21 protein-coding genes and 2 pseudogenes are annotated in these 25,923 nt (G+C 71.5%); 17 read left to right on the plus strand and 6 right to left on the minus strand.

What is annotated here, in order from left to right:
- Positions 1-3: 3 nt before the first annotated feature.
- Positions 4-2,934, plus strand: coding sequence for an FAD-binding and (Fe-S)-binding domain-containing protein (locus tag ACI2LP_RS12955; RefSeq protein WP_404724578.1), 2,931 nt, complete (start codon positions 4-6; stop codon positions 2,932-2,934).
- Position 2,935: 1 nt separating this feature from the next.
- Here ACI2LP_RS12955 and ACI2LP_RS12960 read toward each other — a convergent pair whose 3' ends face one another.
- The 3 genes and pseudogenes from ACI2LP_RS12960 to ACI2LP_RS12970 all read right to left on the minus strand — a co-directional run bounded on the left by ACI2LP_RS12960 (position 2,936) and on the right by ACI2LP_RS12970 (position 4,588).
- Positions 2,936-3,355: a pyridoxamine 5'-phosphate oxidase family protein gene (locus ACI2LP_RS12960; protein WP_404724579.1), complete on the minus strand. Its 420-nt coding sequence runs from the start codon at positions 3,353-3,355 to the stop codon at positions 2,936-2,938.
- Positions 3,356-3,487: 132 nt separating this feature from the next.
- Positions 3,488-3,580, minus strand: a pseudogene (locus tag ACI2LP_RS12965) (IS5/IS1182 family transposase); the annotation flags it as partial.
- A 12-nt stretch (positions 3,581-3,592) separates the two neighbouring features.
- Complete coding sequence (locus ACI2LP_RS12970; protein ID WP_404724580.1) at positions 3,593-4,588, minus strand: hypothetical protein; 996 nt, start codon at positions 4,586-4,588, stop codon at positions 3,593-3,595.
- Positions 4,589-4,934: 346 nt separating this feature from the next.
- On the opposite strand from ACI2LP_RS12970, the gene ACI2LP_RS12975 reads away from it, so the two are divergent.
- From ACI2LP_RS12975 to ACI2LP_RS12985, 3 genes are all read left to right on the plus strand, one after another.
- A complete protein-coding gene (locus ACI2LP_RS12975) occupies positions 4,935-5,267 on the plus strand; it encodes a glyoxalase superfamily protein (protein WP_404724581.1) in 333 nt (110 codons plus the stop codon).
- Between the two features lie 99 nt (positions 5,268-5,366).
- Complete coding sequence (locus ACI2LP_RS12980) at positions 5,367-5,702, plus strand: PadR family transcriptional regulator (RefSeq protein WP_404724582.1); 336 nt, start codon at positions 5,367-5,369, stop codon at positions 5,700-5,702.
- Positions 5,699-6,727, plus strand: coding sequence for a hypothetical protein (locus ACI2LP_RS12985; protein ID WP_404724583.1), 1,029 nt, complete (start codon positions 5,699-5,701; stop codon positions 6,725-6,727). The genes ACI2LP_RS12980 and ACI2LP_RS12985 overlap by 4 nt, the downstream gene beginning before the upstream one ends.
- Before the next feature lie 325 nt (positions 6,728-7,052).
- Here the strand turns inward: ACI2LP_RS12985 and ACI2LP_RS12990 are convergent.
- A pseudogene (locus tag ACI2LP_RS12990) lies at positions 7,053-7,313 on the minus strand (LysR family transcriptional regulator); the annotation flags it as partial.
- 100 nt (positions 7,314-7,413) lie between these two features.
- Between ACI2LP_RS12990 and ACI2LP_RS12995 the strand changes: the two are divergent.
- From ACI2LP_RS12995 to ACI2LP_RS13040, 10 genes are all read left to right on the plus strand, one after another.
- On the plus strand, positions 7,414-8,364 hold the full coding sequence (locus ACI2LP_RS12995) for an EamA family transporter (protein WP_404724584.1): 951 nt from the start codon (positions 7,414-7,416) through the stop codon (positions 8,362-8,364).
- A gap of 77 nt (positions 8,365-8,441) precedes the next feature.
- The gene (locus ACI2LP_RS13000; RefSeq protein ID WP_404724585.1) at positions 8,442-9,230 is read left to right on the plus strand and encodes a TIGR03084 family metal-binding protein; all 789 of its coding nucleotides are present in this window, start codon (positions 8,442-8,444) and stop codon (positions 9,228-9,230) included.
- Between the two features lie 2 nt (positions 9,231-9,232).
- Positions 9,233-10,906, plus strand: a complete 1,674-nt coding sequence (locus ACI2LP_RS13005) for an acyclic terpene utilization AtuA family protein (RefSeq protein ID WP_404724586.1) — start codon at positions 9,233-9,235, stop codon at positions 10,904-10,906.
- Positions 10,903-12,501: an acyl-CoA carboxylase subunit beta gene (locus ACI2LP_RS13010; protein ID WP_404724587.1), complete on the plus strand. Its 1,599-nt coding sequence runs from the start codon at positions 10,903-10,905 to the stop codon at positions 12,499-12,501. The genes ACI2LP_RS13005 and ACI2LP_RS13010 overlap by 4 nt, the downstream gene beginning before the upstream one ends.
- 10 nt (positions 12,502-12,511) lie before the next feature.
- A complete protein-coding gene (locus ACI2LP_RS13015; protein ID WP_404724588.1) occupies positions 12,512-14,392 on the plus strand; it encodes an acetyl/propionyl/methylcrotonyl-CoA carboxylase subunit alpha in 1,881 nt (626 codons plus the stop codon).
- Complete coding sequence (locus ACI2LP_RS13020) at positions 14,389-15,546, plus strand: acyl-CoA dehydrogenase family protein (RefSeq protein WP_404724589.1); 1,158 nt, start codon at positions 14,389-14,391, stop codon at positions 15,544-15,546. The genes ACI2LP_RS13015 and ACI2LP_RS13020 overlap by 4 nt, the downstream gene beginning before the upstream one ends.
- A gap of 42 nt (positions 15,547-15,588) precedes the next feature.
- A complete protein-coding gene (locus tag ACI2LP_RS13025) occupies positions 15,589-17,190 on the plus strand; it encodes a 4-coumarate--CoA ligase family protein (RefSeq protein ID WP_404724590.1) in 1,602 nt (533 codons plus the stop codon).
- Positions 17,187-17,921, plus strand: coding sequence for an enoyl-CoA hydratase family protein (locus tag ACI2LP_RS13030; protein WP_404724591.1), 735 nt, complete (start codon positions 17,187-17,189; stop codon positions 17,919-17,921). The genes ACI2LP_RS13025 and ACI2LP_RS13030 overlap by 4 nt, the downstream gene beginning before the upstream one ends.
- Positions 17,909-18,544, plus strand: coding sequence for a TetR/AcrR family transcriptional regulator (locus ACI2LP_RS13035; protein WP_404724592.1), 636 nt, complete (start codon positions 17,909-17,911; stop codon positions 18,542-18,544). Before ACI2LP_RS13030 ends, ACI2LP_RS13035 begins: the two co-directional genes overlap by 13 nt.
- A gap of 242 nt (positions 18,545-18,786) precedes the next feature.
- Positions 18,787-19,809, plus strand: a complete 1,023-nt coding sequence (locus tag ACI2LP_RS13040) for an isopenicillin N synthase family dioxygenase (protein ID WP_404724593.1) — start codon at positions 18,787-18,789, stop codon at positions 19,807-19,809.
- Between the two features lie 76 nt (positions 19,810-19,885).
- Here ACI2LP_RS13040 and ACI2LP_RS13045 read toward each other — a convergent pair whose 3' ends face one another.
- Positions 19,886-20,995: a citrate synthase 2 gene (locus ACI2LP_RS13045; RefSeq protein ID WP_404724594.1), complete on the minus strand. Its 1,110-nt coding sequence runs from the start codon at positions 20,993-20,995 to the stop codon at positions 19,886-19,888.
- Between the two features lie 260 nt (positions 20,996-21,255).
- On the opposite strand from ACI2LP_RS13045, the gene pdxH reads away from it, so the two are divergent.
- Positions 21,256-21,954, plus strand: coding sequence for a pyridoxamine 5'-phosphate oxidase (gene pdxH, locus ACI2LP_RS13050; RefSeq protein ID WP_404724595.1), 699 nt, complete (start codon positions 21,256-21,258; stop codon positions 21,952-21,954).
- A 361-nt stretch (positions 21,955-22,315) separates the two neighbouring features.
- On the plus strand, positions 22,316-23,710 hold the full coding sequence (locus ACI2LP_RS13055) for a PAS domain-containing protein (protein ID WP_404724596.1): 1,395 nt from the start codon (positions 22,316-22,318) through the stop codon (positions 23,708-23,710).
- A 109-nt stretch (positions 23,711-23,819) separates the two neighbouring features.
- On the opposite strand, the gene ACI2LP_RS13060 is transcribed toward ACI2LP_RS13055, so the two are convergent.
- Positions 23,820-24,575, minus strand: a complete 756-nt coding sequence (locus ACI2LP_RS13060) for an SIS domain-containing protein (RefSeq protein WP_404724597.1) — start codon at positions 24,573-24,575, stop codon at positions 23,820-23,822.
- Between the two features lie 281 nt (positions 24,576-24,856).
- On the opposite strand from ACI2LP_RS13060, the gene ACI2LP_RS13065 reads away from it, so the two are divergent.
- Complete coding sequence (locus ACI2LP_RS13065) at positions 24,857-25,549, plus strand: metal-dependent transcriptional regulator (RefSeq protein ID WP_404724598.1); 693 nt, start codon at positions 24,857-24,859, stop codon at positions 25,547-25,549.
- Positions 25,550-25,923 lie beyond the last annotated feature (374 nt).

Here is a 25,923-nt window from a genome sequence, read left to right on the forward strand (position 1 = left end):
CACATGGCTGAACAGCGACAGGTGGGGCGGGGCGGAGAGGGCTCGGGCGGGCCGGGTCCCGGCGGTTCGGGTTCGCGCGCGGGCGGGCGTGCGGCTGGCTCGGGCGGACCGGGTTCGCGTGACGCGGGTTCGCCTGAGGCGGCCGAGCTGGCACGCGCCCTCGCGCAGGCCGTGCGCGGCGAGGTGGACTTCTCCGCGGCCGCCCGCGCCCTGATGACCATGGACGCCTCCAACTACCGGCGCGTCCCGGTCGGCGTCGTCGCGCCGCGCGACGCGGACGACGTGGCCGCCGCGCTCGAGGTGTGCCGGACCCGGGGCGTTCCGGTGGTGCCACGCGGCGCGGGTACCTCGATCGCCGGCCAGGCCACCGGCATCGGCGTGGTGCTGGATTTCACCCGCCATATGAACGCCGTCGTGGACGTGGACGCCGAGGCGCATACCGCGGTGGTGCAGCCCGGCGTCGTACTGGACACGCTGCGTGACGCCGTACGGCCCGACGGGCTGACCTTCGGGCCCGATCCGTCCACGCACAACCGCTGCACGCTCGGCGGGATGATCGGCAACAACTCCTGCGGCTCCCACTCGGTGGCATGGGGCACGACCGCCGACAACATCCACGGACTCTCGGTCGTGACGTACGGCGGCGCCGAGCTCCGGCTGGGCCAGGGCTGGGCGGGCGCGCCCACCGGCCTGCACGAGCTGGTCGACCGGAATCTGGCGCTGCTGCGGACCGGCTATCCGGACGGGCTGCCCCGACGTATCTCCGGCTATGCGCTGGACGCCCTGCTGCCCGAGAAGGGCGCCGATCTGGCGCGGGCCTTCTGCGGCAGCGAGGGCACGCTGGGGGTGGTGACGGAGGCGACCGTACGCCTGGTCGAGGCGCCGCGTGCCCGTGCGCTCGCGGTGCTCGGCTATCCGGACGAGAGCGCGGCCGCCGAGGCGGCCCCCGGGCTGCTCAGCTTTCGGCCGCTCACTGTGGAGGGCATGGCCGAGGACCTGGTGCCGGACGTGCGGGGACTGCCGCGCGGCGGTGCCTGGCTGTTCGTGGAGACCGGCGGCGACACGGCGGCCGAGGCGCGCGCCCACGCGTCCGCCATCGTGCGCGCGGCGGACGCGCTGGACGGCACGGTGGTGGACGATCCGGCCGGTATGCGGGCGCTGTGGCGGGTACGGGAGGACGCGGCGGGCACGGCGACCCGTACGGCCGACGGGAGCGAGGCCTGGCCCGGCTGGGAGGACTGCGCGGTGCCACCCGCCCGGCTCGGGGCGTATCTGCGCGACTTCCGGGCCCTGCTCGCCGAGCACGGCCTGCGCGGCACGCCGTACGGACACTTCGGCGACGGCTGCATCCATGTCCGTATCGACTTCGACCTGATGAGCGCCGAGGGTGTGCGGGCCTTCCGGCGCTTCTCGGAGGAGGTGGCGGAACTCGTCGTCGCGCACGGTGGCTCGCTGTCGGGCGAACACGGCGACGGGCAGGCCCGCGCGGAGCTGCTGCCGAAGATGTACGGAGACGAACTGGTCGCCCTCTTCGGCCGGTTCAAGGACCTGTGGGACCCGGCGGGCGGGATGAACCCCGGCATGCTGGCCCGGCCCGCGCGACTGGACGAGAACCTCCGCTTCGCCGTCCTGCCGAGCAGGCCGGTGGAGGTGGAGTTCGGCTATCCGCACGACGGCGGGGACTTCGCGGGGGCGGTGCGCCGGTGTGTGGGCGTCGCCAAGTGCCGTGTCGCGGGACCGAGTTCGGGGCCGGACGTGATGTGCCCGTCGTTCCGGGCGACGGGCGAGGAGCAGCATTCGACGCGTGGGCGGGCCCGTCTGCTGCACGAGATGCTGGCGGGGGACGTCGTACGCGACGGCTGGCGCTCGACGGAGGTGCGGGACGCGCTCGATCTGTGCCTGTCCTGCAAGGGGTGCCGCAGCGACTGCCCGGTGGGCGTCGACATGGCCACGTACAAGGCGGAATTCCTGCACCACCACTATGCGGGCCGACTGCGCCCCGCGTCGCACTACGCGATGGGCCGCCTGCCGGTGTGGCTGCGGGCGGCCGCGCCCTTCGCGCGCACGGTCAACGCGGTGTCGCGGGTGCGCCCGCTGGCGGCGCTCGCGAAGCGGGTGGCCGGGATCGCCCCGGAACGCGAACTCCCCCGGCTCGCCCCCGTCACCCTGCGGCGCTGGCTGCGGGATCACATGGGGGAGAGGGCCGAGGTCTTCGCGAAGAGCCGTACGGCGGTGCTGTGGCCGGACACCTTCACCGACCACCTCGCACCGTCAGTGGGCCGCGCGGCGGTACGGGTCATGGAGGCGGCGGGTATGGACATCGCACTCCCGCCGGGCCGGGTCTGCTGCGGCCTCACCTACGTCTCGACGGGCCAGCTCGACCGCGCGCGGGCGGTGCTGCGGCAGACGCTGGACACGGTGGAGCCGCTGCTGGATCTGGCCGTCCCCGTGGTCGTCCTCGAACCGAGCTGCGCGGCGGCGCTGAAGACGGACCTCCCGGAGCTGCTCGGCGACGACCCCCGAGCGGCCCTCCTGGCGGCATCCGTCCGCACCTTCGCCCAGGCCCTTCAGGAGTGCGCCCCCGACTGGGAGCCGCCCCTGATCGGCCGCCCGGTCGCGGGCCAGACCCACTGCCACCAGCACGCGGTCCTGGGCGACGAGGCGGACCGCCGGCTGCGCGAACGGGCAGGCCTGGAGGGCGAACTGAGCGGCGGCTGCTGCGGACTTGCGGGCAACTTCGGCTTCGAGAAGGGCCACTACGGAGTGTCGGTGGCGTGCGCGGAGGACCAGCTGCTCCCGTCGGTCCGCGCGGCGGGGCAGGACGCGGAGATCCTGGCGGACGGCTTCTCGTGCCGTACGCAACTTCAGCAGCTGGAGCAGCTGGGGGGACGGCGGGCGCGGCATCTGGCGGAGGTGCTGGCGGAAGGCCTGTGACTCACCCGAACGTGAGCTCCTCGACCAGTGGCGGGTCCTGGGTGAAGTCGCTGTACCGCACCCAGGTCGGCCGCACCCGGACGTGCGTGATCCCGGGCCACGCGAGCCGGTCCCGGCCGTCGGGATACACGGCGAAGTAGGTCGCGAGAAGGTGTTCGCGATCGGGGCCGGTGGGGAAGTCGGCGACGCCCTCGATCTGCACGGTGATCGCGTCGTCCCAGCCGACGACGAGCGCGATACGGGGGTCGGCGCGGAGGTTGAGGCACTTGCGGGTCGTCTCGACGGTGTCGAAGACGATCTCGAACTCGTCACTGACGGCGAATCCGACGACGGCGGCCTGGGGGGTGCCGTCCGGGGCGACGGTCGCCTGGACGGCGAGCTTGTACCGGCGAAGGAACCACAGCAGCTCGTCGCGCTTCATGAGCCCGGTCTACCACGGGGCATGTCCGGGAGCCCGCTGTCGGCCCCATGTGCGGGCCGTGGCGCAGTTGCGGTACGACGACCTGTCCGGTCGATCGTGTGCGGAGCCAGATCGTGAGGGCTCCGGTCGATCGCCTGCCGCGTCCGCTTGGGCCTGAATCTGCTGGAGCAGGTGTTCCCGGGTTCCGTTGGCAGACCACAGCCGGTGACGTTCGTAGGCCGTTTTCCCTCTGCGAGATCACCCCGCCCCATGCCCGGAGCAACGACCGGGGCACGAGGCAGTCACCTGATCGGACGGACAAGTCCCCGCGGGCGTGCCTCGGGCGTCGCCGTCGAGTTCGTCTTCGGGCTCGTCCCTGTCGTCGGGCTCCTCCTCGTGGTCGGCGGCCCGGTAGTGGTACGCGTCCGCCCACCAGTCGTCGTCCATCCAGTCGTCGTCCTCGTCACCGCCCTCGAGGAGTTCCTGGTCGGTGCCCCGCCACCTGCTGTGGTCGTCGATGCTCATGAGGACGTGGAACCGCTGCTGCTCGTCCAGCGCCGCGAGGGACGGATGCAACTCTGCGCGGTTCCGGTCCCCGAGCGGGTCCCCGCATGCCGTGCGGGCGCGGACCGCCTGGTGGGCGCCCTCGGCGAACCAGAGCGCCGCCAGGCCCGCGGCGGCCGTCGCGGAGGCGGCCCATTCCAGGACGCCGTGCGGGCGCGCCATCACCAGCAGCGTGGCCGCCAGGCTCCAGAAACTCACCAGCAGGGTGGCGCCCATGCAGGAGCAGCAGGCCAGCAGCTGCCGCCCATTGCCGTCCGGCATGCGCGGAATCTCGGGCAGCAGGGCGTCCCGCTCGCTCCGGTACGCGCTGCGCCGCGCCTGGTACTCCTCGTCGCACCAGTCGATCCAGCCGATCGACACCGGCTCGGGATCGTGCCGGCGCACGGCCTCCAGCAGGGCGGCGGGCAGCGGATGGGCGGGCGTCCGGCCGGGGTCGCGGCCCGCCTCGGTCAGGAGCGCCGCCCCTTCCCCGTCGATGTCGAGGTACCCGCCGAGCAGCAGCTCGGCGGCGGCCGCCTCGGTCGCCCGGGACTCCATCGCGGCGGCGTGGTACGGCTCGAGGTCCAGGGCGGCGACCAGCCCGAGGATCTCGCGCCGGATCCGGGCCCGGCGCCGCCACCGGAGGCCGATGGCCCCGTACACGGCGGCGGCCACGGTGAACACGGATGCGGCAAGGACGAGTTGGAGCACGCCCCGAGGCTATGTCCGCGGGCGCCGGAGCCGACATGGAATTTCCGGCACGCCGACATGATCCGCCGGACACCCCTAGGGGGTGTCTTTCGGATCTTGCCGGGCTCGCGTGCCCTGGCACGGCACCTCGCTGCGTTGTCGTCAGTCGCCGATGCTCCGCATGGACTCCTTCCTCCGCCTTGCGATGCACCACGCCAGACCCCGCTCACTGATCCGGCCTGATCCAAAAGACACCCCCTAGTTCCAAGGATGCAGTCGGATGTCCTCTTCGAGGGCGACGTTCCCCGCGTGTGCGACCGGAAGCATGGAGAGGCACACGGGAAAGATCTTCAGGAAGACGGGTCGCATGAACGAGGAAGTCATCCCCATCCTTCACGTCCAAGATGCCACCGCGGCGGTCGCTTGGTACGGCCGTCTGGGCTTCGCCAAGCAGTGGGAACATCGCTTCGATCCAGGGTTTCCCGCGTTCGTGGAGGTCGCCCGCGGCCGGGTGCGGTTGTTCTTGTCGGAGCACAAGGACGATGCCCGCCCCGACACCTTGATCTACCTCCGCGTCCGTGATGTCGACGCCATCGCTGCTGAATTCGGGGTACAGGCGAAGGACGCCCCGTGGGCGCGTGAGATCGAGCTGCGCGACCCTGACGGCAACCGCCTACGGGTAGGCACGCCGACGGAATGAATCGGCCCGGCGTCAAGTGCTCCCATGGTTGGCTCCGATCGATTCCCGGACTAGTGTGATTCTCGAACTAGTCGAGATTTCGAGAAGGAGCTGGTCCTGGTGGCCGTACCTCACCCGGCGTGGGTACGCGCATGTCTGCAGCTCTGCCTGCTGGGCGTCCTGGAAGCCGAAGGGCCCAGCTACGGCTACGCGTTGCTGAACCGCTTGTCGACGGCCGGCCTCGGCAATGTGAAGCCCGCCACGCTCTACCCCGCGCTTGCCCGCTTGGCCGAGGAAGGCGCGGTCGAGGTGCAGTGGGCGGCTGGAGAGGCCGGGCCGGGGCGCAAGTACTACCTCATCACCGAAGAGGGCCGAAGGCGCCTTGAGGAACAGCGCACGGCCTGGAGGGACTTCAGCACCACAGTGACGGCGCTTACGGGAGGGGAAGGGCTATGACGGTGAACACAGGCATCCGGTGGACCCGAGAGGAGGACGAGAGGTGGGCCGCCGACTTCGAACTCGAACTCGTTCTGAAGTACAACCCCCAGAAGGGCCTGGCGGACCAGGCACTCTCCGAGGTCCACGAGATGGTGACCGAGACCGGCAGGTCGGCGCGGGACCTGTTCGACGACCCGCGGCAGTACGCAGCCTCTGTTGCGGCCGAACGCATCGACGAGGCGCACACCAGCAGGGTGGACCTGGCGGGTACGACGGCAGGTGAGCGGTTCACGGGCGGGCTCGCGATGGCCGGGTTCTCGGGAGTCCTGCTGAGCGCAACCCGCTGGGTCCGCAACGGGACATGGGTCGATGTGTCGTGGGCGACGCTGACAGGCGTCAGCGTGCTCGCCGCGGCCGCCGTGGTCGCCTGTGTCGCGGTCGCCCTGCGCACCGCGGGCCGCGTGCCGGCCATGCGGGCGTGCATCGGAGCGTTCGCAGTGGGGTTGGCGGGCGGGATCGCTGCCGCTTCCCTGTTGCCCCGACGCGAACTGTTCTCGCTGCCCGCGCCGGTACTGCTGGCCGCATCGGCAGTGGTGATGGTGGGCGCGCACTGCCTGCCCGACGGGACAGCAGACAGGTGGTTCGCCCCGGCTCCGGGTGGGGACAGCGAGGCGTGGCTCCGGCGCCTGGACGGGCTGCTGCGCGGACGGCACGGCATGTCGGCGGCGGATGCGCGCGGGCATGTGACCGAAGCCCGCTCCCACCTGGGCGCGGCACCGGAGCTGACGGCTCAGGGGGAATTCGGTGATGTGGAGATCTACGCATCCCGGTTGGCCGACGGCCCGGGCCGCAAGCGGCGGGCCCAGCGGCGCCGGGTCTTGGCGGTCGGGCTGCTCGCCGTGCTGGTCGTCGTGGCGGGGAGCGACGAGCTGCGCAGTCCCGACGTGGCCTCGTTCCGTTTCTGGGTCCCCCTGTTGTTCCTGGCGTCGTGTGCGGCCGACATGGTGCAGGTGTGGAGGGACGTCCACCGCCAGAAGCGGTGAGGAGCGGCAGCCCCAACGAATCCCTGATTGGAGTCGAAGGTGTTCCGCCAGTCGTCACCAGCCAAGAACACGGACAGCCTCCCTCAGAACTGCCTCGGGGCTCTCGACAAGCCCTTCTCCCTGTGCTGGAGCGAAGGTGCTCGACGTGTCTCCCTGGATCTTCGGCCCCCGGTTTGGGACCGGCCGAAGTCGACGCTACGGAGTCTGTTTTCGCCCGTCCACGCCGACTTGAGGTTATTCCCGTTCCGGCATAGACGATCTTGAGGCGCAGGATGACCGGCCCCGCCGCCAGGTCCGCGCCGGGCGTGTCCACCATGCCCCGCTAGCGCAGCCGGCCCGCGTCCAGGGCCTCGTCGAAGGCGGCGACCGCGGCCGCCGCCTTGGTGCGGAAGACCTCGCCCTCCGCGGTGAGGGCGAGATGATGGGTGGAACGGTCCACCAGCCGGGTGCCGAGGTGCTTCTCCAGCGCGGCCAGCGACCGGGAGACCGCGGGCTGGGTGAGGTGCAGCCGGGCCGCCGCCCTGGTCACGCTGGACTCCTCCGCGATGGCCAGGAAGCAGCGGAGATGGCGCAGCTCGATGCTCATGCGTGTGGAGCATAACGGCAGCCCAGTCGGTATTTCACCCAGCGCTCGAAGACCCGTAGCGTGGAGGGCGTCGGCCGAAAGGTATCCAGGGAGGTTTCCGGTGGACGAGCACCGCACCGCTGTCGTCGCCAACGAGCCGGAAGCCGCCGCAGCCCTGGACACGGCCGGCTCCGGGCCCCGCCCCGCCACCGGCCACCGCCTCGGCCCCGTCGCCCTCGTCGTCGCCGGCGGGCTCTCCGTCCAGTTCGGCGCGGCCATTGCCGTCCTGCTCATGCCCCGCGCCGGAGCCCTCGGCGTCGTCACCCTGCGGCTCGTCCTCGCCGCCCTCGTGCTGCTCGCCGTCTGCCGGCCCACTCTCCGCGGGCACTCGCGCGCCGACTGGGGCACCGTCGTCGCCTTCGGTACCGCCATGGCCGCCATGAACGTCCTCTTCTACCAGGCCGCCGACCGCATCCCGCTCGGTGTCGCGGTCACCTTCGAGGTCCTGGGCCCGCTCGTGCTCTCGGTGATCGTGTCGCGGCGGCTGGTCAATCTCGTCTGGGCGGGCCTCGCGCTCGGCGGCGTCGTCCTGCTCAGCGGCGGCGGCTTCGACCGGCTCGACCCCGTGGGCGCGCTCTTCGCGCTCTCCGCGGGCGCGATGTGGGCCGCGTACATCGTCTTCAGTGCCCGCACAGGGCGGCGCTTCCCGCAGGCTGACGGGCTCGCGCTCGCGATGGGCGTCGGCGCCGTGCTGAGCCTGCCGCTCGGTATCGCGGAGGCCGGGGCCAAGCTGGTCGTGCCCTCCACGCTCGGGCTGGGGCTCGCCGTCGCGCTGATGTCGTCCGTCCTGCCGTACACCCTGGAACTGCTCGCGCTGCGCCGGCTGCCCGCCCCGACCTTCGCCGTACTGATGAGCCTGGAGCCGGCGATCGCGGCGACGGCCGGATTCCTCGTACTGCATCAAGCCCTTTCCGCGCTCGACGCGTTGGCGATCGCGCTGGTCATCGCCGCGAGCATGGGCGCCGTACGCACCCAGGTGGCCAGAAATGCGCCAGAAGGACACCAGATCTAAAGCAAGCGTGCTTGCTTGTTTTCTGTCGCGCTGCCATGCTCCAGGGCACACAACGCCGTGTCCCGAGGGAGCGCACCGTGTCCGACCCCACCGTCGTACTCGACGACCTGCGCAGTGAGAGTGATCAACTCGACCAGCTGGTAAGGGAGTTGAGCGCAAAGGAGTGGGCAGGGCCGACCCCCGCCGAGCGCTGGAGCATCGCCCACCAGATCGCGCATCTCGCCTGGACCGACTCCGCCGCACTGCTCGCCGTCACCGACGCCGGCGCCTTCGCCGCCCAGGTCGAGAAGGCACTCCTCGCGCCCGACTCCTTCGTCGACGAGGGCGCCGAAGAGGGCGCGGCGCTGCCGCCCGCCCAGCTCCTCGCCCGCTGGCGCGACGGGCGCGAACACTTGCAGCAGGCCCTGCGCGCCGCCCCGGCCGGAGCCCGTTTCCCCTGGTACGGGCCGCCGATGAGCGCCGCCTCCATGGCCACCGGGCGGCTGATGGAGACCTGGGCGCACGGGCAGGACATCGCCGACGCGCTCGGTGTCGTACGCGAACCCACCGCCCGGCTGCGGCACGTCGCGTACATCGGGGTCCGCGCGCGGGACTACGCCTTCGCAGTACGAGGACTGACGCCGCCCGCCGCGCCCTTCCGGGTCGAGCTGACCGCGCCGGACGGGACGCTCTGGGTGTACGGACCCGAGGACGCCGCGCAGCGCGTGAGCGGGCCCGCCCTCGACTTCTGTCTGCTGGTCACCCAGCGCGCGCACCGCGCCGACCTCGCCGTACGGGCCGAGGGCGCCGACGCCGACCGGTGGCTGGACATCGCGCAGGCGTTCGCGGGCCCCGCGGGACCCGGCCGCGCGCCGCAGGGAGCCTGAGGATGCTGCGTATCGCAAACGCCTCCGGGTTCTACGGCGACCGCTTCGACGCCCTGCGCGAGATGCTCACCGGTGGGCCACTCGACGTGCTCACCGGCGACTATCTCGCCGAGCTCACCATGCTCATCCTCGGCCGCGACCGGCTCAAGGACCCTCGCCTCGGCTACGCCAAGACCTTCCTCAGACAGTTGGAGGACACTCTCGGGCTCGCCCACGAACGCGGCGTGAAGATCGTCGCCAACGCGGGCGGGCTCAACCCCGCCGGACTCGCCGACGCCGTCCGCGCGCTCGCCGAACGCGTCGGCGTGCCCGTCAAGGTCGCGCACGTCGAGGGGGACGACCTCGCGGGCCGGTTCCCCGGCGCTCTCACCGCCAACGCCTACCTCGGCGGTGCGGGCATCGCCGAGTGCCTGCGTGCGGGCGCCGATGTCGTCGTCACCGGCCGGGTCACCGATGCGGCGCTCGTGACCGGACCGGCCGTCGCCCACTTCGGCTGGGGGCCGACGCAGTACGACCGGCTGGCGGGCGCCGTCGTCGCCGGACACGTCCTGGAGTGCGGCACCCAGGCCACCGGCGGCAACTACGCGTTCTTCAGCAGCCATGACGTGCGTCGCCCCGGCTTCCCCCTCGCCGAGATCCACGCCGACGGCACCTGCGTCATCACGAAGCACGACGGCACCGGCGGGTTCGTCGACGTCGGCACGGTCACCGCGCAGCTGCTGTACGAGACCGGGGGCGCCCGGTACGCCGGACCGGACGTGACCACCCGCCTCGACACCGTACGGCTCACGCAGGACGGCGACGACCGGGTGCGGATCTCCGGCGTACGCGGCGAGGCCCCGCCGCCGACCCTGAAGGTCGGGCTCAACCGCATCGGCGGCTGGCGCAACGAGGTCGTCTTCGTGCTGACCGGCCTCGACATCGAGGCCAAGGCCCGCCTCGTGCAGGACCAGCTGGAGGACGCCTTCGGCAAGCACCGCCCGGCCGAGGTGCGGTGGGAGCTCGCCCGCACCGAGCGGACCGACGGCGACACCGAGGAGCGGGCCAGCGCCTATCTGCGGCTCGTCGTGCGCGACAGCGACCCGGACAAGGTCGGGCGGACGGTGACCGGCGCGGCGGTCGAGCTCGCGCTCGGCAGCTATCCGGGCTTCCATGTCACGGCCCCGCCGGGCAAGGGCTCGCCGTACGGGGTCTTCGAGGCCGAGTACATCGACGCGGCCGAGGTGACGCACACGGCCGTACTGCCCGACGGGCGGAGAATCGCGGTGCCGACTCCCGTACGTACGCAGGTGGTCGAGCCGCCGGCCGGCCCCGGCGAGCTGCCGCAGCAGCTGCCCGACGGGCCCCGGCGTCCCGCACCCCTCGGTCTGATCGCCGGCGCCCGCAGCGGCGACAAGGGCGGCGACGCCAACGTGGGCGTCTGGGTCAGGTCCGACGACGCCTGGCGCTGGCTCGCCCACGAGCTGACGGTGGACCGTTTCCGCGCGCTGCTCCCGGAGACCGCCGAACTGCCCGTCGTACGCCATGTGCTGCCGAATCTGCGCGCCCTGAACTTCACGATCGAGGGGATCCTCGGCCAGGGCGTCGCCGCGCAGGCCCGCTTCGACCCCCAGGCCAAGGCGCTCGGCGAGTGGCTGCGCTGCCGGTACGTCGACATTCCGGAGGAACTGCTGTGACTGTGCTCGCGTCGTCGCTGGATCCCGGGGGACCGGAGTACGCAGCCCACCGGGAGGCGATGCTCGACCGGCTCGCCGCCCTGGAGGCCGAGCACGCCAAGGCGCTCGCGGGCGGCGGTGAGAAGTACGTCGCGCGGCACCGGGGGCGCGGAAAGCTGCTGGCGCGCGAGCGGATCGAGCTGCTGCTCGACCCCGACACGCCCTTCCTGGAGCTGTCCCCGCTCGCCGCGTGGGGCAGCGACTACCCGGTCGGCGCGTCGATGGTCACCGGCATCGGCGTCGTCGAGGGCGTCGAGTGCCTGATCACGGCGAACGACCCGACCGTGCGGGGCGGGGCATCCAACCCCTGGACGCTGAAGAAGGCGCTGCGCGCCAATGAGATCGCCTTCGCCAACCGGCTGCCGTGCATCTCGCTCGTCGAGTCCGGCGGGGCGGATCTGCCGTCCCAGAAGGAGATCTTCATCCCCGGCGGGGCGCTGTTCCGGGACCTCACCCGGCTGTCGGCGGCCGGGATTCCGACCATCGCGGTCGTCTTCGGGAACTCGACCGCCGGAGGCGCGTACGTCCCCGGCATGTCCGACCACACCATCATGATCAAGGAGCGGTCCAAGGTCTTCCTCGGCGGGCCGCCGCTGGTGAAGATGGCGACGGGGGAGGAGAGCGACGACGAGTCGCTCGGCGGCGCGGAGATGCACGCGCGTACGTCGGGACTCGCCGACTACTTCGCGGTGGACGAGGCGGATGCGCTGCGGCAGGCGCGGCGGGTGGTCGCGCGTCTCAACTGGCGCAAGGCGCACGCCGGTCCGGGCCCGGCCGAGCCGCCCAAGTACGACGAGGAGGAGCTCCTCGGCATCGTGCCCGAGGACCTGAAGACGCCCTTCGACCCGCGAGAAGTGATCGCGCGGATTGTCGACGGCTCGGACTTCGACGAGTTCAAGCCGCTGTACGGGCCGAGCCTGGTGACGGGGTGGGCCTCGCTGCACGGGTATCCGGTCGGGGTGCTGGCCAATGCGCAGGGCGTCCTGTTCAGCGCGGAGTCGCAGAAGGCGGCGCAGTTCATCCAGCTCGCCAACCAGCGCGATGTGCCGCTGCTCTTTCTGCACAACACGACCGGCTACATGGTCGGCAGGGAGTACGAGCAGGGCGGCATCATCAAGCACGGCGCGATGATGATCAACGCGGTGTCGAACTCGCGCGTCCCGCACCTGTCCGTGCTGATGGGGGCCTCCTACGGAGCCGGGCACTACGGCATGTGCGGGCGGGCCTACGACCCCCGGTTCCTGTTCGCCTGGCCGAGTGCCAAGTCGGCGGTGATGGGGCCGCAGCAGCTGGCGGGCGTGCTGTCGATCGTGGCGCGGGCGTCGGCGGCGGCGAAGGGACAGCCGTACGACGAGGAGGCGGACGCGGGGCTGCGGGCCATGGTGGAGCAGCAGATCGAGGCGGAGTCGCTGCCGATGTTCCTCTCGGGGCGGCTGTACGACGACGGAGTCATCGATCCGCGCGACACCCGCACCGTCCTCGGCCTGTGTCTGTCGGCCATCCACACGGCCCCGGTCGAAGGCGCGCGCGGCGGCTTCGGCGTCTTCCGGATGTGAGGACTCTTCGATGATCACTTCTGTACTTGTCGCCAACCGGGGCGAGATCGCCTGCCGGATCTTCCGTACCTGCCGTGAGCTGGGCATCGCGACGGTCGCGGTGTACTCGGACGCGGATGCGACCGCCCTGCATGTACGGGAGGCGGACGCGGCGGTACGGCTGCCGGGAGCGGCCCCGGCGGACACGTATCTGCGAGGCGAGTTGATCGTGAAGGCGGCGCTCGCGGCGGGCGCGGATGCGGTGCATCCGGGGTACGGCTTCCTGTCGGAGAACGCGGAGTTCGCGCGGGCGGTGGCGGCTGCGGGCCTGGTGTGGATCGGCCCCCCTCCCTCGTCCATCGAAGCGATGGCGTCCAAGACCCGCGCGAAGGAACTGATGGGCGGCGCGCCCCTCGACCCCGCGGCGCTGACCGAGGCCGACCTGCCGGTCCTGGTGAAGGCGGCGGCGGGCGGCGGGGGCCGGGGCATGCGGATCGTCCGTTCCCTGGCCTCCCTGGCCGGAGAGTTGGCGGCGGCCCGGTCCGAAGCGGCGTCGGCGTTCGGCGACGGCGAGGTGTTCCTGGAGCCGTACGTCGAGAACGGCCGCCATGTCGAGGTCCAGATCCTGGCGGACGCGCACGGCACGGTCTGGGCGCTGGGCACCCGTGACTGCTCCCTGCAACGCCGCCACCAGAAGGTGATCGAGGAGGCACCGGCTCCGGGCCTGAGCCCCGAACTCACCGAGACCTTGTACGCAATGGCGGTACGGGCGGCACGGGCGACGGACTACCGGGGCGCGGGGACGGTGGAGTTCCTGGTCGTCGGCGACCAGGCGCACTTCCTGGAGATGAACACCCGCCTCCAGGTGGAACACCCGGTGACGGAAGCGGTGTTCGGCGTGGACCTGGTGGAGATGCAACTGCGGGTGGCGGAGGGCGCGGCGTTGCCCGCGGAGCCACCGGGGGCGCGGGGCCACGCGGTGGAGGCGAGGCTGTACGCGGAGGACCCGGGGAGCGGGTGGACGCCGCAGACGGGGGTGCTGCACGCGCTGGACGTGCCGGGGGGAGCCCCTGGCCTGCGCGTCGACTCCGGGTATGCCGGCGGGGACTCCATCGGCGTGCACTACGACCCCATGATCGCCAAGGTCATCGCCTGGGCCCCCACCCGGGACCACGCCGTGCGGCGGCTCGCGGATGCGTTGCGGCGGGCCCGCGTGCACGGGCCCGTCACCAATCGGGCGCTGCTCGTGCGGTCCCTGGAGCATCCCGACTTCACCTCCGCACGGCTCGACACCGGGTTCTACGAGCGGCACCTCGACGCCCTCACCGCGCCCGCCGACGGGGAGCGGCACGCCGCGATTGCCGCCGCGCTCGCCGATGCCGCGGCACGGCCCGGAGCCTGGCGGAACCTTCCGTCCCAGCCGCAGGTCAAGGCGTACGGCGAGCACGAGATCCGCTACCGCCCCACCCGGGGCGGCGGGTTCGAGCTGGTCGACGATCCCGGGGTGCGGGCCGTCGACGCCGGACCGTACCGCGTACGGCTCGAGATCGACGGAGTCGTACGGCCCTTCGACGTCACCGATCACGGTGACGGGCACGTCCACATCGACAGCCCCACCGGCGCGCACGCGCTCGCCGTGCGACCGAGGTTCACCGATCCGCAGGACCGGGCCGAGCCCGGGTCCCTGCTCGCACCCATGCCCGGGACCGTCGTCCGTATCGGGGACGGTCTCGCCGAAGGGGCCAAGGTCACCCAGGGGCAGCCGCTCGTATGGCTGGAGGCCATGAAGATGGAGCACCGCATCCTCTCGCCCGCCTCCGGCATCCTCACCGCACTCCACGCCGTACCCGGCCGTCAGGTCGAGGTCGGCGCCCTGCTCGCCGTCGTACAGGAGGAGGACACCGCGTCATGACCATCGAGAGCCAGGAACACACCGCACTGCGTGCCGCCGTCGCCGCGCTCGGACAGCGCCACGGGCGCGGATACGAACGCGAACAGCTGTGGGCCGAGGCCGCCAAGCTCGGCTATCTCGGCGTCAACCTCCCCGAGGAGCACGGCGGCGGAGGAGGCGGCATGGCCGAACTCTCCATAGTGCTCGAGGAGTTGGGCGCCGCCGGGTGTCCCCTCCTCATGATGGTCGTCTCGCCCGCCATCTGCGGCACCGTCATCGCCCGCTTCGGCACGCAGCAGCAGAAGCGGCAGTGGCTCCCCGGCCTCGCCGACGGCAGCCTCACCATGGCCTTCGGCATCACCGAGCCCGACGCCGGATCGAACTCCCACCGGATCACGACCACCGCGCGCAAGAAGGACGGCGGCTGGATCCTCAACGGGCGCAAGGTCTTCATCTCCGGCGTCGACATCGCCGACGCCACCCTCATCGTCGGCCGCACCGAGGACGCGAGGACCGGCAGGCTCAAGCCGTGCCTCTTCATCGTCCCCCGCGACGCCCCCGGCTTCCAGCGCTCGCAGATCGACATGGAACTGCACGCCCAGGAGAAGCAGTTCGAGCTCGTACTGGACGAGGTGCACCTGCCCGACGACGCGCTTGTCGGTGGGGGTACCTCCCACGCCGAAGGCTGTGGGGGAGAGGACGCCGGGCTGCTCCAGCTCTTCGCCGGACTCAACCCCGAACGCATCATGACCGCCGCCTTCGGCATCGGGATGGGTCGCTACGCCCTCGCCAAGGCCATCGACTACGCGAAGACCCGCCAGGTCTGGAAGGCACCCATCGGCGCCCACCAGGCCATCGCCCACCCCCTCGCCCAGGCCCACATCGAGCTCGAACTCGCCCGCCTGATGATGCAGAAGGCCGCGGCCCTCTACGACGCCGGAGACGACATCGGCGCCGGCGAGGCCGCCAACATGGCCAAGTACGCGGCCGGTGAGGCCTGTGTGAAGGCCGTCGACCAGGCCGTCCACACCCTCGGCGGCAACGGCCTCACCCGCGAGTACGGCCTCGCGTCCCTGATCACCGCCGCCCGCGTCGCCCGGATCGCCCCGGTCAGCCGCGAGATGATCCTCAATTACGTATCCCACCAGTCCCTGGGTCTCCCCAAGTCGTACTGACAGAGGCGATTCTGGCCGTCCACACAGTGCGAGGGGGCCGACATGCCTGGAACCGTGTTCCGCAGCGAGTACGCAGATGTCCCGGCCGTCACCGAGCCGATCCACGAGGCCGTGCTCGGCCGGGCAGCCGCCGAGTACGGCGACACGATCGCCCTGATCGACGGCGTGAACGGCACCACCATCACCTACCGCCAGCTCGACCACTTCCACCGGCGCATCGCCGCCTCGCTCGCCGACGCGGGCCTGCGCAAGGGCGATGTGCTGGCCCTGCACAGCCCCAACACCATCGCGTATCCCTCCGTCTTCTACGGGGCGACCCGCGCCGGCGCGACCGTCACCACCGTCCATCCGCTCTCCACGGCGGAGGAGTTCGCCAAACAGCTCCGTGACTCCTCCGCCCGCTGGATCGTCACCGTCTCACCTCTCCTCGAAGTCGCTCGCAGGGCCGCCGAACTGGTCGGCGGCATCGAGGAGATCTTCGTCTGCGACCGTGCCGACGGGCATGCGAGCGTCCTCGACATGCTCGGCTCGATCGCGCCCGAGCCGGACATCGCCATCGACCCGGCCGAGGACATCGCCGCCCTGCCGTACTCCTCCGGCACCACCGGAGTGCCCAAGGGCGTGATGCTCACCCACCGCTCCATCGCCACCAACCTCGCCCAGCTCAGTCCGCTGCTGCCGATGGGCCCCGGCGACCGCATCCTCGCCGTACTGCCGTTCTTCCACATCTACGGCCTCACCGCCCTGATGAACGCCCCGCTGCGCAACGGCGCCACCGTCGTCGTACTGCCCCGCTTCGAGCTCGACACCTTCCTCGGGGCGATCGAGAAACACCGCATCAACGGTCTGTACGTCGCCCCGCCGATCGTCCTCGCACTCGCCAAGCACCCGGCGGTCGCGCAGTACGACCTCGGCTCGCTGAGCTACATCATCTGCTCGGCCGCCCCCCTGGACGCCTCACTGGCCGCGGCCTGCTCCCGGCGGCTCGGGCTGCCGCCCATCGGCCAGGCGTACGGCATGACCGAGCTGTCGCCCGGCACGCATGTGGTGCCGCCGGCGGCCGGCAACCCGCCGCCCGGCACCGTCGGCAAGCTCATCGCCTCGACCGAGATGCGGCTCGTCTGTCTCGACGACCCCGGAAAGGACGTCGGCATCGGCGAGGAGGGCGAGATAGCGATCCGTGGACCGCAGGTGATGAAGGGCTACCTCGGCCGGCCCGAGGCGACCGCCGAGATGATCGACGCGGACGGCTGGGTGCACACCGGCGACGTCGGGCGCGTCGACGAAGACGGCTGGCTCTTCGTCGTCGACCGGGTCAAGGAGCTCATCAAGTACAAGGGCTTCCAGGTCGCTCCCGCAGAGCTGGAGGCGCTGCTGCTCACCCACGAGGGCATCGCGGACGCGGCGGTGATCGGCGTGTACGACGCGGACGGGAACGAGATCCCGAAGGCGTACGTCGTACGGCAGCGGGACGCCGAGGAGCTGACCGAGGACGATGTGATTGCCTTCGTGGCGGAGCGGGTCGCGCCGTACAAGAAGATCCGCTGTGTCTCGTTCACCGGCGTGGTTCCGCGCGCCGCCTCCGGAAAGATCCTCAGGCGTGAACTGAGGGACCGGGAGCCGATCAAGAGGGAGAACACGTGACGCTTCTCGCCACCGCGCACGAGCGCGGCATCACCACGCTGACGCTGGACTCGCCGGAGAACCGCAACGCCCTGTCGGCGCGGCTCGTCGGCGAGCTGGGCGAGGCGCTGGGGGAGTGCGCCAAGGACGAGTCCGTACGGGCCGTTGTGCTCACCCACACCGGCTCCACGTTCAGCGCGGGCGCCGATCTGAAGGCCCCGCCCAATCCGTACACCTTCGTCGCCCTGCTGCGGCAGATCGTCACGCTGCCGAAACCGGTGGTGGCCCGCGTCACCGGGCATGTACGGGCCGGCGGCCTCGGGCTGCTGGGCGCCTGCGACATCGCGGCCGCCGCCAGTGCCGCCGACTTCGCCTTCACGGAGGTGCGGATCGGGGTCGCGCCCGCCGTGATCTCACTGCCGCTGCTGCCGCGGATGGACCAGCGCGCGGCCGAGCGCTACTACCTCACGGGGGAGCGCTTCGACGCGGCGGAGGCTGCTCGTACGGGACTGATCACGCTCGCCGCGGACGATGTGGACGCGGCGCTCGCGCCGGTGCTCGACGGGCTGCGCAGGGCGTCCCCGCAGGGGCTGGCCGCGTCGAAAGAGCTGCTCGGAGCTAGGGTGCTGGAGACCTTCGACCGCGACGCGGAGGATCTTGTGCAGCGCTCGGCGTCGCTCTTCGCCTCCGCGGAGGCACGCGAGGGGATGACGTCCTTCCTCGAACGACGGGACCCCGCATGGGTGTTGTGACCTCCGCCGCCAAGGAGCCGCAGGCCGGGGAACCGGTGACCAAGGAGCCGAAGGCGAAGGAGCCCAAGCAGGACCGCAGCCGGGCCACCCGGCAGCGGCTGCTCGAAGCCGCGGTGGCCTGCCTGGCCGAACACGGCTGGGCGGGCTCGACCGTCTCGGCGGTCGCCGAGCGGGCCGGAGTCTCGCGGGGCGCGGCACAGCACCACTTCCCGACCCGGGAGGACCTGTTCACGGCGGCGGTCGAATACGTGGCGGAGGAGCGCTCACAGGCCCTGCGGGCGCTCCCGACCCAGGACCGTACGGCGGTCGTCGCGGCCCTCGTCGACCTCTACACCGGGCCGCTGTTCCGGGCCGCGCTGCACCTTTGGGTGGCGGCGTCGAACGAGGACCAGCTGCGCTCGCGGGTCACCGAGCTGGAGGCCAGGGTCGGCCGCGAGACGCATCGGATCGCCGTGCAGCTGCTGGAGGTGGACGAATCGCATCCCGGCGTCCGCGAAACGGTCCAGGGGCTGCTCGACATGGCGCGCGGCCTGGGCCTCGCCAACCTCCTCACGGACGACGCCGCGCGCCGTAGGAGGGTGGTGGCGCAGTGGGCGGCGCTGCTGGACGAGGCGCTGGACTGATCCGCTCTGACCTGTGCTGATCCCCTGTGACCCGGGACACCACCGTCCCATTCGGTCCGCAGTACCCTGGGCGCATGCTTCTGCTCGTACGACGCCGCCACGTGGACTATGTCCGCGTCACGAGCATGGGCTGTCGACGCTCCCTCTGAGCCAGCGCACAGCCCCTCTCCACCTCCGGCACCCTTGGCCCCGCCCCACCCCTGGCGGCCCCTCGGGACCCCGTACACCCTGCGGACGCACACATGTCTCACGCCTCGTCGTACCTTCAGCTCCCCGTCATCGACCTCTCGGCCGCCGACCGCGGCCCCCAGGCCCGGGCCCTGCTGCATGCGCAGCTGCACAGCGCCGCCCATGACGTCGGCTTCTTCCAGCTCACCGGGCACGGCGTCACCGACGCCGAGACCACCGCGCTGACCACCGCCATGCGGGCCTTCTTCGCGCTGCCCGAGGCCGACCGGCTCGCCATAGACAACGTCAACTCGCCGCACTTCCGCGGCTACACGCGCACCGGAGACGAGCGCACCGGCGGCAGCATGGACTGGCGCGACCAGCTCGACATCGGCGCCGAACGGCCCGTCCGCGTCCCCGGCCCCGGCGAGCCCGGGTACTGGTGGCTGGAGGGCCCCAACCAGTGGCCCGCCGCCCTGCCCGAGCTCCGCCCCGCCGCGCTCGCCTGGATCGACCGGCTCAGCGGTGTCGCCCACAAGCTGCTCACCGAACTGCTCACCGCCATCGGCGCGCCCCCCGACTTCTACGACGACGTCTTCGGCGACCGGGCACACCTGCACCTCAAGCTGGTGCGCTACCCGGGCAGCGCCGCCGAAGGCGGGGGCCAGGGCGTCGGCGCCCACAAGGACTACGGCTTCCTGACCCTGCTCCAGCAGGACCGGATCGGCGGCCTCCAGGTGGAGCGCGAGGACGGCGCCTTCCACGACGTACCGCCGCTGCCGGGTGCGTTCGTCGTCAACCTCGGCGAGCTTCTCGAGGTCGCCACCAACGGCTATCTCAAGGCGACCAACCACCGGGTGGTCAGCCCGCCCGGCGCCACCGAGCGGTTCTCCGTGCCGTTCTTCTACAACCCGCGCCTGGACGCCCGGATCGAGCCGCTGCCCTTCCCGTACGCGGCACACGCGCCGGGTGTCACCGCGGACCCGGCGAATCCGCTGTTCGCCGAGTACGGCCGCAACGAGCTCAAGGGCAAGCTGCGGGCGCACCCGCTGGTCGCCGCCCGGCACCATGCGGACCTGCTGGAGCCGGCGGCGTAAGCGGCGGCGCGGGGGAACCCGGGGCCGGCGTGCCCCGGGGCCCGGCGTGGCCTGGGGCCCGGGGCCCGGGGGCTGCTCAGCCCCCGAGGTTCGAGATGTCCTCGTAGCCCGCGATCTCCTGCGGGTTCCGCGACCCCGGCCCGACGTAGAGCGCGGACGGCCGCACCAGCCGTCCCGTGCGCTTCTGCTCCAGGATGTGCGCCGACCAGCCCGCCGTACGCGCGCAGGTGAACATTGACGTGAACATGTGCGCCGGGACCTCCGCGAAGTCCAGGATGATCGCCGCCCAGAACTCCACGTTCGTGGCAAGGACCCGGTCCGGTCGGCGGTTGTGCAGCTCGTCGAGTGCCGCCCGCTCCAGCGCCTCCGCGACCTCGAAGCGCGGCGCGTCCAGCTCCTTGGCCGTACGGCGCAGCACGCGCGCCCTCGGGTCCTCCGCGCGGTAGACCCGGTGCCCGAAGCCCATCAGCCGCTCGCCCTTGTCGAGTGCGTGCTTGACGTAGGCAGTCGCGTCCCCGGCCCGCTCGATCTCCTCGATCATGCCGAGGACACGGGAGGGGGCGCCGCCGTGCAGCGGCCCCGACATGGCTCCCACGGCGCCGGAGAGAGCGGCCGCGACATCCGCACCCGTCGAGGCGATGACGCGGGCGGTGAAGGTGGAGGCGTTCATGCCGTGCTCGGCGGCCGAGGTCCAGTAGGCGTCGACGGCCTTCACATGACGAGGGTCCGGCTCACCGCGCCAGCGGATCATGAACCGCTCGACGACGGACTGCGCCTTGTCGATCTCCTTCTGCGGGACCATCGGCAGCCCCTGGCCGCGCGCACTCTGTGCCACGTACGAAAGCGCCATCACCGCGGCCCGCGCGAGATCGTCGCGAGCCTGCGCCTCGTCGATGTCCAGCAGCGGCTTCAGGCCCCACACGGGGGCGAGCATCGCCAGCGCCGACTGCACATCGACCCGGATGTCACCGGAGTGCACCGGGATCGGGAAGGGCTCGGCCGGCGGCAGCCCGGGATTGAACGCGCCGTCGACCAGCAGCCCCCACACGTTCCCGAAGGACACATGGCCCACCAGGTCTTCGATGTCGACACCGCGGTAGCGGAGCGAGCCGCCCTCCTTGTCGGGTTCGGCGATCTCCGTTTCGAACGCGACGACTCCCTCGAGTCCAGGTACGAAGTCGGACATCTGGCGGCTCCTCAAGATGCGTACGACGGGTGTGGGTCAATCACCCCGGTGATGCCCCGTGCGGCTGGTGGTCACCCAATCGCCGGGAGGCAGGCACGATATCCCCTGCTGTATGGGGGCCACAGTGGCCCGACCCAAGATTTTGTCCGGTCCGGCTGATGCGGGGAAGCGTGACATCCGGCACACTGCGCCATTTCGGGCGGGAAGGATTGGCGGCACTCCGTGCCGGGCAAACTGGGCCGCTGAGGCAGGATGGCCCCGTGACCGACCAAGCCGCCCCGCACCCGGATCTCGCTCCCGCCCACGACCCCGCGGACTCGCACGACCCCGCGGTCATGCGGGAGCAGTACCGCTCCACCCCGCTCCTGGAGACGGAGCTGGCGCCCGATCCCGTGGACCAGTTCGCGCACTGGTTCAAGGACGCCGCCTCCGCCGGTCTGCACGAGCCGAACGCCATGATCGTCTCCACCGCGTCGCCGGAGGGCCGCCCGTCGTCCCGCACGGTGCTGCTGAAGCAGTTCGACACCCGTGGCTTCGTCTTCTACACGAACTACGCCTCCCGCAAGGGCCGGGAGCTGGACGCCAACCCGTACGCCTCGCTGCTCTTCCCCTGGCACCCGCTCGCCCGCCAGATCATCATCAACGGCACCGTGGCCCGCATCGGCCGCGACGAGACGGTCGCGTACTTCCGCAGCCGCCCGCACGGCTCGCAGCTGGGCGCATGGGCGAGCGAGCAGTCGTCCGTGATCGGCTCACGCGAGGACCTGCTGCGCAGATACGAGGAGCTGGCGACCCGCTACCCGGAGGGCGAGCAGGTCCCGGTGCCGCCGGAGTGGGGCGGCTACCGGGTCGAGGCGGAGACGGTGGAGTTCTGGCAGGGCCACGAGAACCGGCTGCACGACCGGCTGCGGTATGTCCGTACGGATGAGGGGTGGCGGGTCGAGCGGCTGGCTCCCTGACCGGGCCCGGGAACGCAGAAACCCGCGGGCTCTGGTCCCTCCTTGCGGAGGGGCCGGCCGGATGTGCCGGCGAGCCCGCGGGTCGGTGACTGCTTGGAATTTCGGCCGACGATCAGTCGGCTGCACACAGAGTGCGACGACGGGCCGTCAGCCCGCAGTCACCTCACGCATCCGAAAAGACATCACTTCCGGACCACCTCCTTTCACCGTGTGGCCACACCCTAAGAACCCGTCCCGGGCGCCACAAGCGAATTTCCGGGAGGCAACGATTTCCGCGAACCTGGTGTGTCCTGCGTCACGTTCGAGTTCAATGATCTGACGTGCATAAGCTCGCGCGGACGCGTCCTGCAGGGGGTCCAGGATGAGTGCTTCCAAGAGTGAGACCACCAATGCGCTCGGGCCTGACGAGCCGGAGCGGGAGGGCGCGGGGTCCGAGGAGCCCGCGCCGGTGCCCGGGGCGGAGTTGCTTGCCGCGTTGCTGGACGGGATGGACGCGGCGCTCTGCGCGTTCGACGCCGACGGCGCGATCACGCACTGGAACCGCGAGGCAGAGCGGATTCTCGGCTGGTCGCCCGAGGAGGCCGTCGGCCGGCGGGGATTCGCCGGGTGGGCGGTGCGGACCGCCGATGCCGGGGAGGTGCAGGCGCGGCTGATGGCCGCGATGGATGCGCCGGGGCGGCAGGTCCATGAGTTCGCGCTGCTGCGCAAGGACGGCGGCCGCGTTCTCGTACGGACCCAGTCGGCGCGGGTGCTCGGTGCGGACGGCAAGCCGACCGGGGTGTACTGCGCGTTCAGCGAGGTGCATGCGCAGATCGACCTGGAGCGGTCGATCGCGCTGAGCGAGGCGCTGTTCGAGGACGCGTCCTGGGGAGTCGTACTCGTCGATGTGGACCTGCGGCCGACCGTCGTCAACGGTCATGCGGCGCGGGCGCTCGGCGCCGGGCGTACGTCCCCGCTCGGGCGGCCGCTGGGTGAGCTGGTCGTCCAGGGTGTGGAGGAACTGGAGGGGGCGCTCCACCATGTGCTGGCCGAGGGCGCGCCGCGGGGGCTCGCTGATCTGTGGGTGACGCTGAGTACGTCCCAGGGCGAGCAACGGCGCTGTTGGCGCAGCGGCTTTCTGCGGCTGGCCTCGCCGCTCGCGGAGGAGCCGGTGCCGCTGGGAGTGGGGTGGCTGTTCCACGACGTGACGGAGTCCAAGCTGGCCGGGCAGGAGGCGGACCGGCTGCGCTTCCGGTCCAGCCAGCTGCACCGGGCGGGGCGAGCAGCGGCGGAGTGCGAGGATCCGATGGAGGCGGCGACGGCGTATCTCGACTTCGCGCTGGCGGGCTTCGCGGACCATGCGCTGATCGATCTGACGGACCGGGACGGGGAGCGGCTGATCCGCGCCGCGGCGACTCCACGGGGTGCGCCGGGCCCGTGCATGCCGGTGGCGGGCGGCGGCATCCCGGTGCGCTACCCGCCGGGCCACCCGGCGCTCCAGTCGGCCGACCGCAACGGCTCCGTCCGCGCGAGCGCACCGGCCGGTGGTGCGGCCGGGGCGAAGGGTGACTGGGCGGCGGAGCGCCAGTGGCCGCGGGATGCGGTGCACGCGCTGTGCACGGTGCTCCGCAGCCGCGGCCGGACACTGGGCGTCCTCACCTTCCTCCGCGGCCAGGGCCGCCCGGCTTTCGAACGGGCGGACGCGGTGTATGCGGAGAGTGTGGGGGTGCTGGCGGGGGCGGCGCTGGATCTGGCGCGGGTGACACGGGGGGAATGAGCTGTTCTGCCCGGGCAGATCAGGCCCCGCCGGCAATTGAGGCGTAGGGGGGAGGGTCCGGGGCGGAGCCCCGGTTACGGGGCAAAGCAGGACGCCGCCCGGACAGGACCTAGTGACGGAAGAAGATCCGGTCCCCGTACTCGCTCATCACGCGGCCGTTCCACTCATGCCCGCCGTCCACATTCCCCGACCGCAGCAGCGGCGGCTCGATCCCCCGCTCCACCAGCTGTTCCGCCGCCGCGGCCATCGTCGCCTGCATCAGCGCGCTCGTGACGACGGTCGACGCGGGCGCGAACGGCGCCTCGATCCCCTCGTGCGTCAGCTCCGCGTCCCCGACCGCGATCTTCGAGTCCAGCACGATGTCGCAGTGGTCCTTGAGGAAGGTCCCGGACACATGCCGCGACCTGGTCCCCTCCGTGTACGCCACCGACGTCACCCCGATGACCTTCAGCCCGAGCGCCCGCGCGTTCATCGCCATCTCCACCGGCAGCGCGTTCCGACCGGAGAGGGAGATGATCACCAGCACGTCGCCGGACTTCGCCGGGCTGGAGTCGAGCACCGCCCCCGCCAGCCCCTCCACCCGCTCCAGCGCGGAGCCGAGCGTCGCAGGCATGACGTCGACGCCGACGACGCCGGGAACGGCGAGCAGGTTCATCAGGGCGAGGCCGCCCGCCCGGTAGACGACGTCCTGCGCGGCCAGCGAGGAGTGCCCGGCGCCGAAGGCGAAGAGGCGGCCGCCCGCCGCGACGGTGTCCGCGATCGCGACTCCCGCGGCCGCGATGTTCGCCGCCTCTTCGTCCCGCGCACGCTGCAGCAGACCGATCGCGGCGTCGAAGAACTGACCGGCCAGCTTGCTCTCGCTCATCGCCGAGCCCTTTCGGGGGATGGGAAACACGGAGGGGTACCTGTGCGCGTGGCGTACGGGTGCACAGGGGTGGACCAGATGGACGACCGCGGGAATACCCGTGTCGCGGATCACGTTGCGGTCTGGACCATTGCCCTGTCAATACGGGCTCCCCGACCGGCCCTGCGCATCCGGTCACCGAAGGGCTTCCCCCGGCACGGCACGGTTGTCAGTGGGATGCGTCAGAATTGAGTCGGGGCCAGCGCACGACTGTTTTCAAGTCAGAGCATCGAGGGGCACGTATGTCCGGATTGATCGACACGACGGAGATGTATCTCCGCACCATCCTCGAACTGGAAGAGGAAGGTGTGGTGCCCATGCGCGCCCGCATCGCCGAGCGGCTCGACCAGAGCGGCCCGACGGTCAGCCAGACCGTGGCGCGTATGGAACGGGACGGCTTGGTGACGGTCGCGGGCGACCGCCACCTGGAGCTGACCGAGGAGGGCCGGCGGCTCGCGACGCGCGTGATGCGCAAGCACCGGCTCGCCGAGTGTCTGCTCGTCGACGTGATCGGCCTGGAGTGGGAGCAGGTCCACGCGGAGGCGTGTCGCTGGGAGCATGTAATGAGCGAGGCGGTGGAGCGGCGCGTGCTGGAACTGCTGCGCCACCCGACGGAGTCTCCGTACGGGAACCCGATCCCGGGTCTCGAGGAGCTGGGCGAGAAGGCGGAGGCCGACCCGTTCCTGGACGAGGGCATGGTTTCGCTGGCGGATCTGGACCCGGGCGTGGACGGCAAGACCGTGGTCGTACGGCGTATCGGCGAGCCGATCCAGACGGATGCCCAGCTCATGTACACCTTGCGGCGGGCGGGCGTGCAGCCCGGCTCGGTGGTGAGTGTGACGGAGTCCGCGGGCGGAGTGCTGGTGGGCAGCAGCGGGGAGGCCGCGGAGCTTGAGGCTGATGTGGCCTCGCATGTGTTTGTGGCCAAGCAGTAGTCGATTTCCACCCGCCAGTAACCGTTTTCCGCCCGGAATGGCAGCGCCCGGGCGGTTCGCGTGCCACGCTGTGGCTGAGGCATATGACCCCACGGCCGGGGAGGGAACTGGGTGATGCGCCCGTCGTACGCCCGGCGCGCGCAACAGCGCGTCCACCGCGTCCAGCACGTCAACTGCGCAGTCATGTCTCCACAGGAGTGCCCCGGCGCCCAAGGGCGCCGGGGCCTGTCCTCCCCTGTGCTGACCCGGAGCCCCGAGCTCCCAGGGTCATTCCCCACGGGCCCTCATCCCCGAGTGGCCCGCCTCCCGCAGAAGATCTCCCCATGGCGGCGGGAGTCAATCCTTGAGCGCGGTCACTCGAACGAGCGGTGTTG

The sequence above is a fragment of the Streptomyces sp. NPDC019890 genome, from assembly GCF_044903445.1.
Classification (GTDB): Bacteria; Actinomycetota; Actinomycetes; order Streptomycetales; family Streptomycetaceae; genus Streptomyces.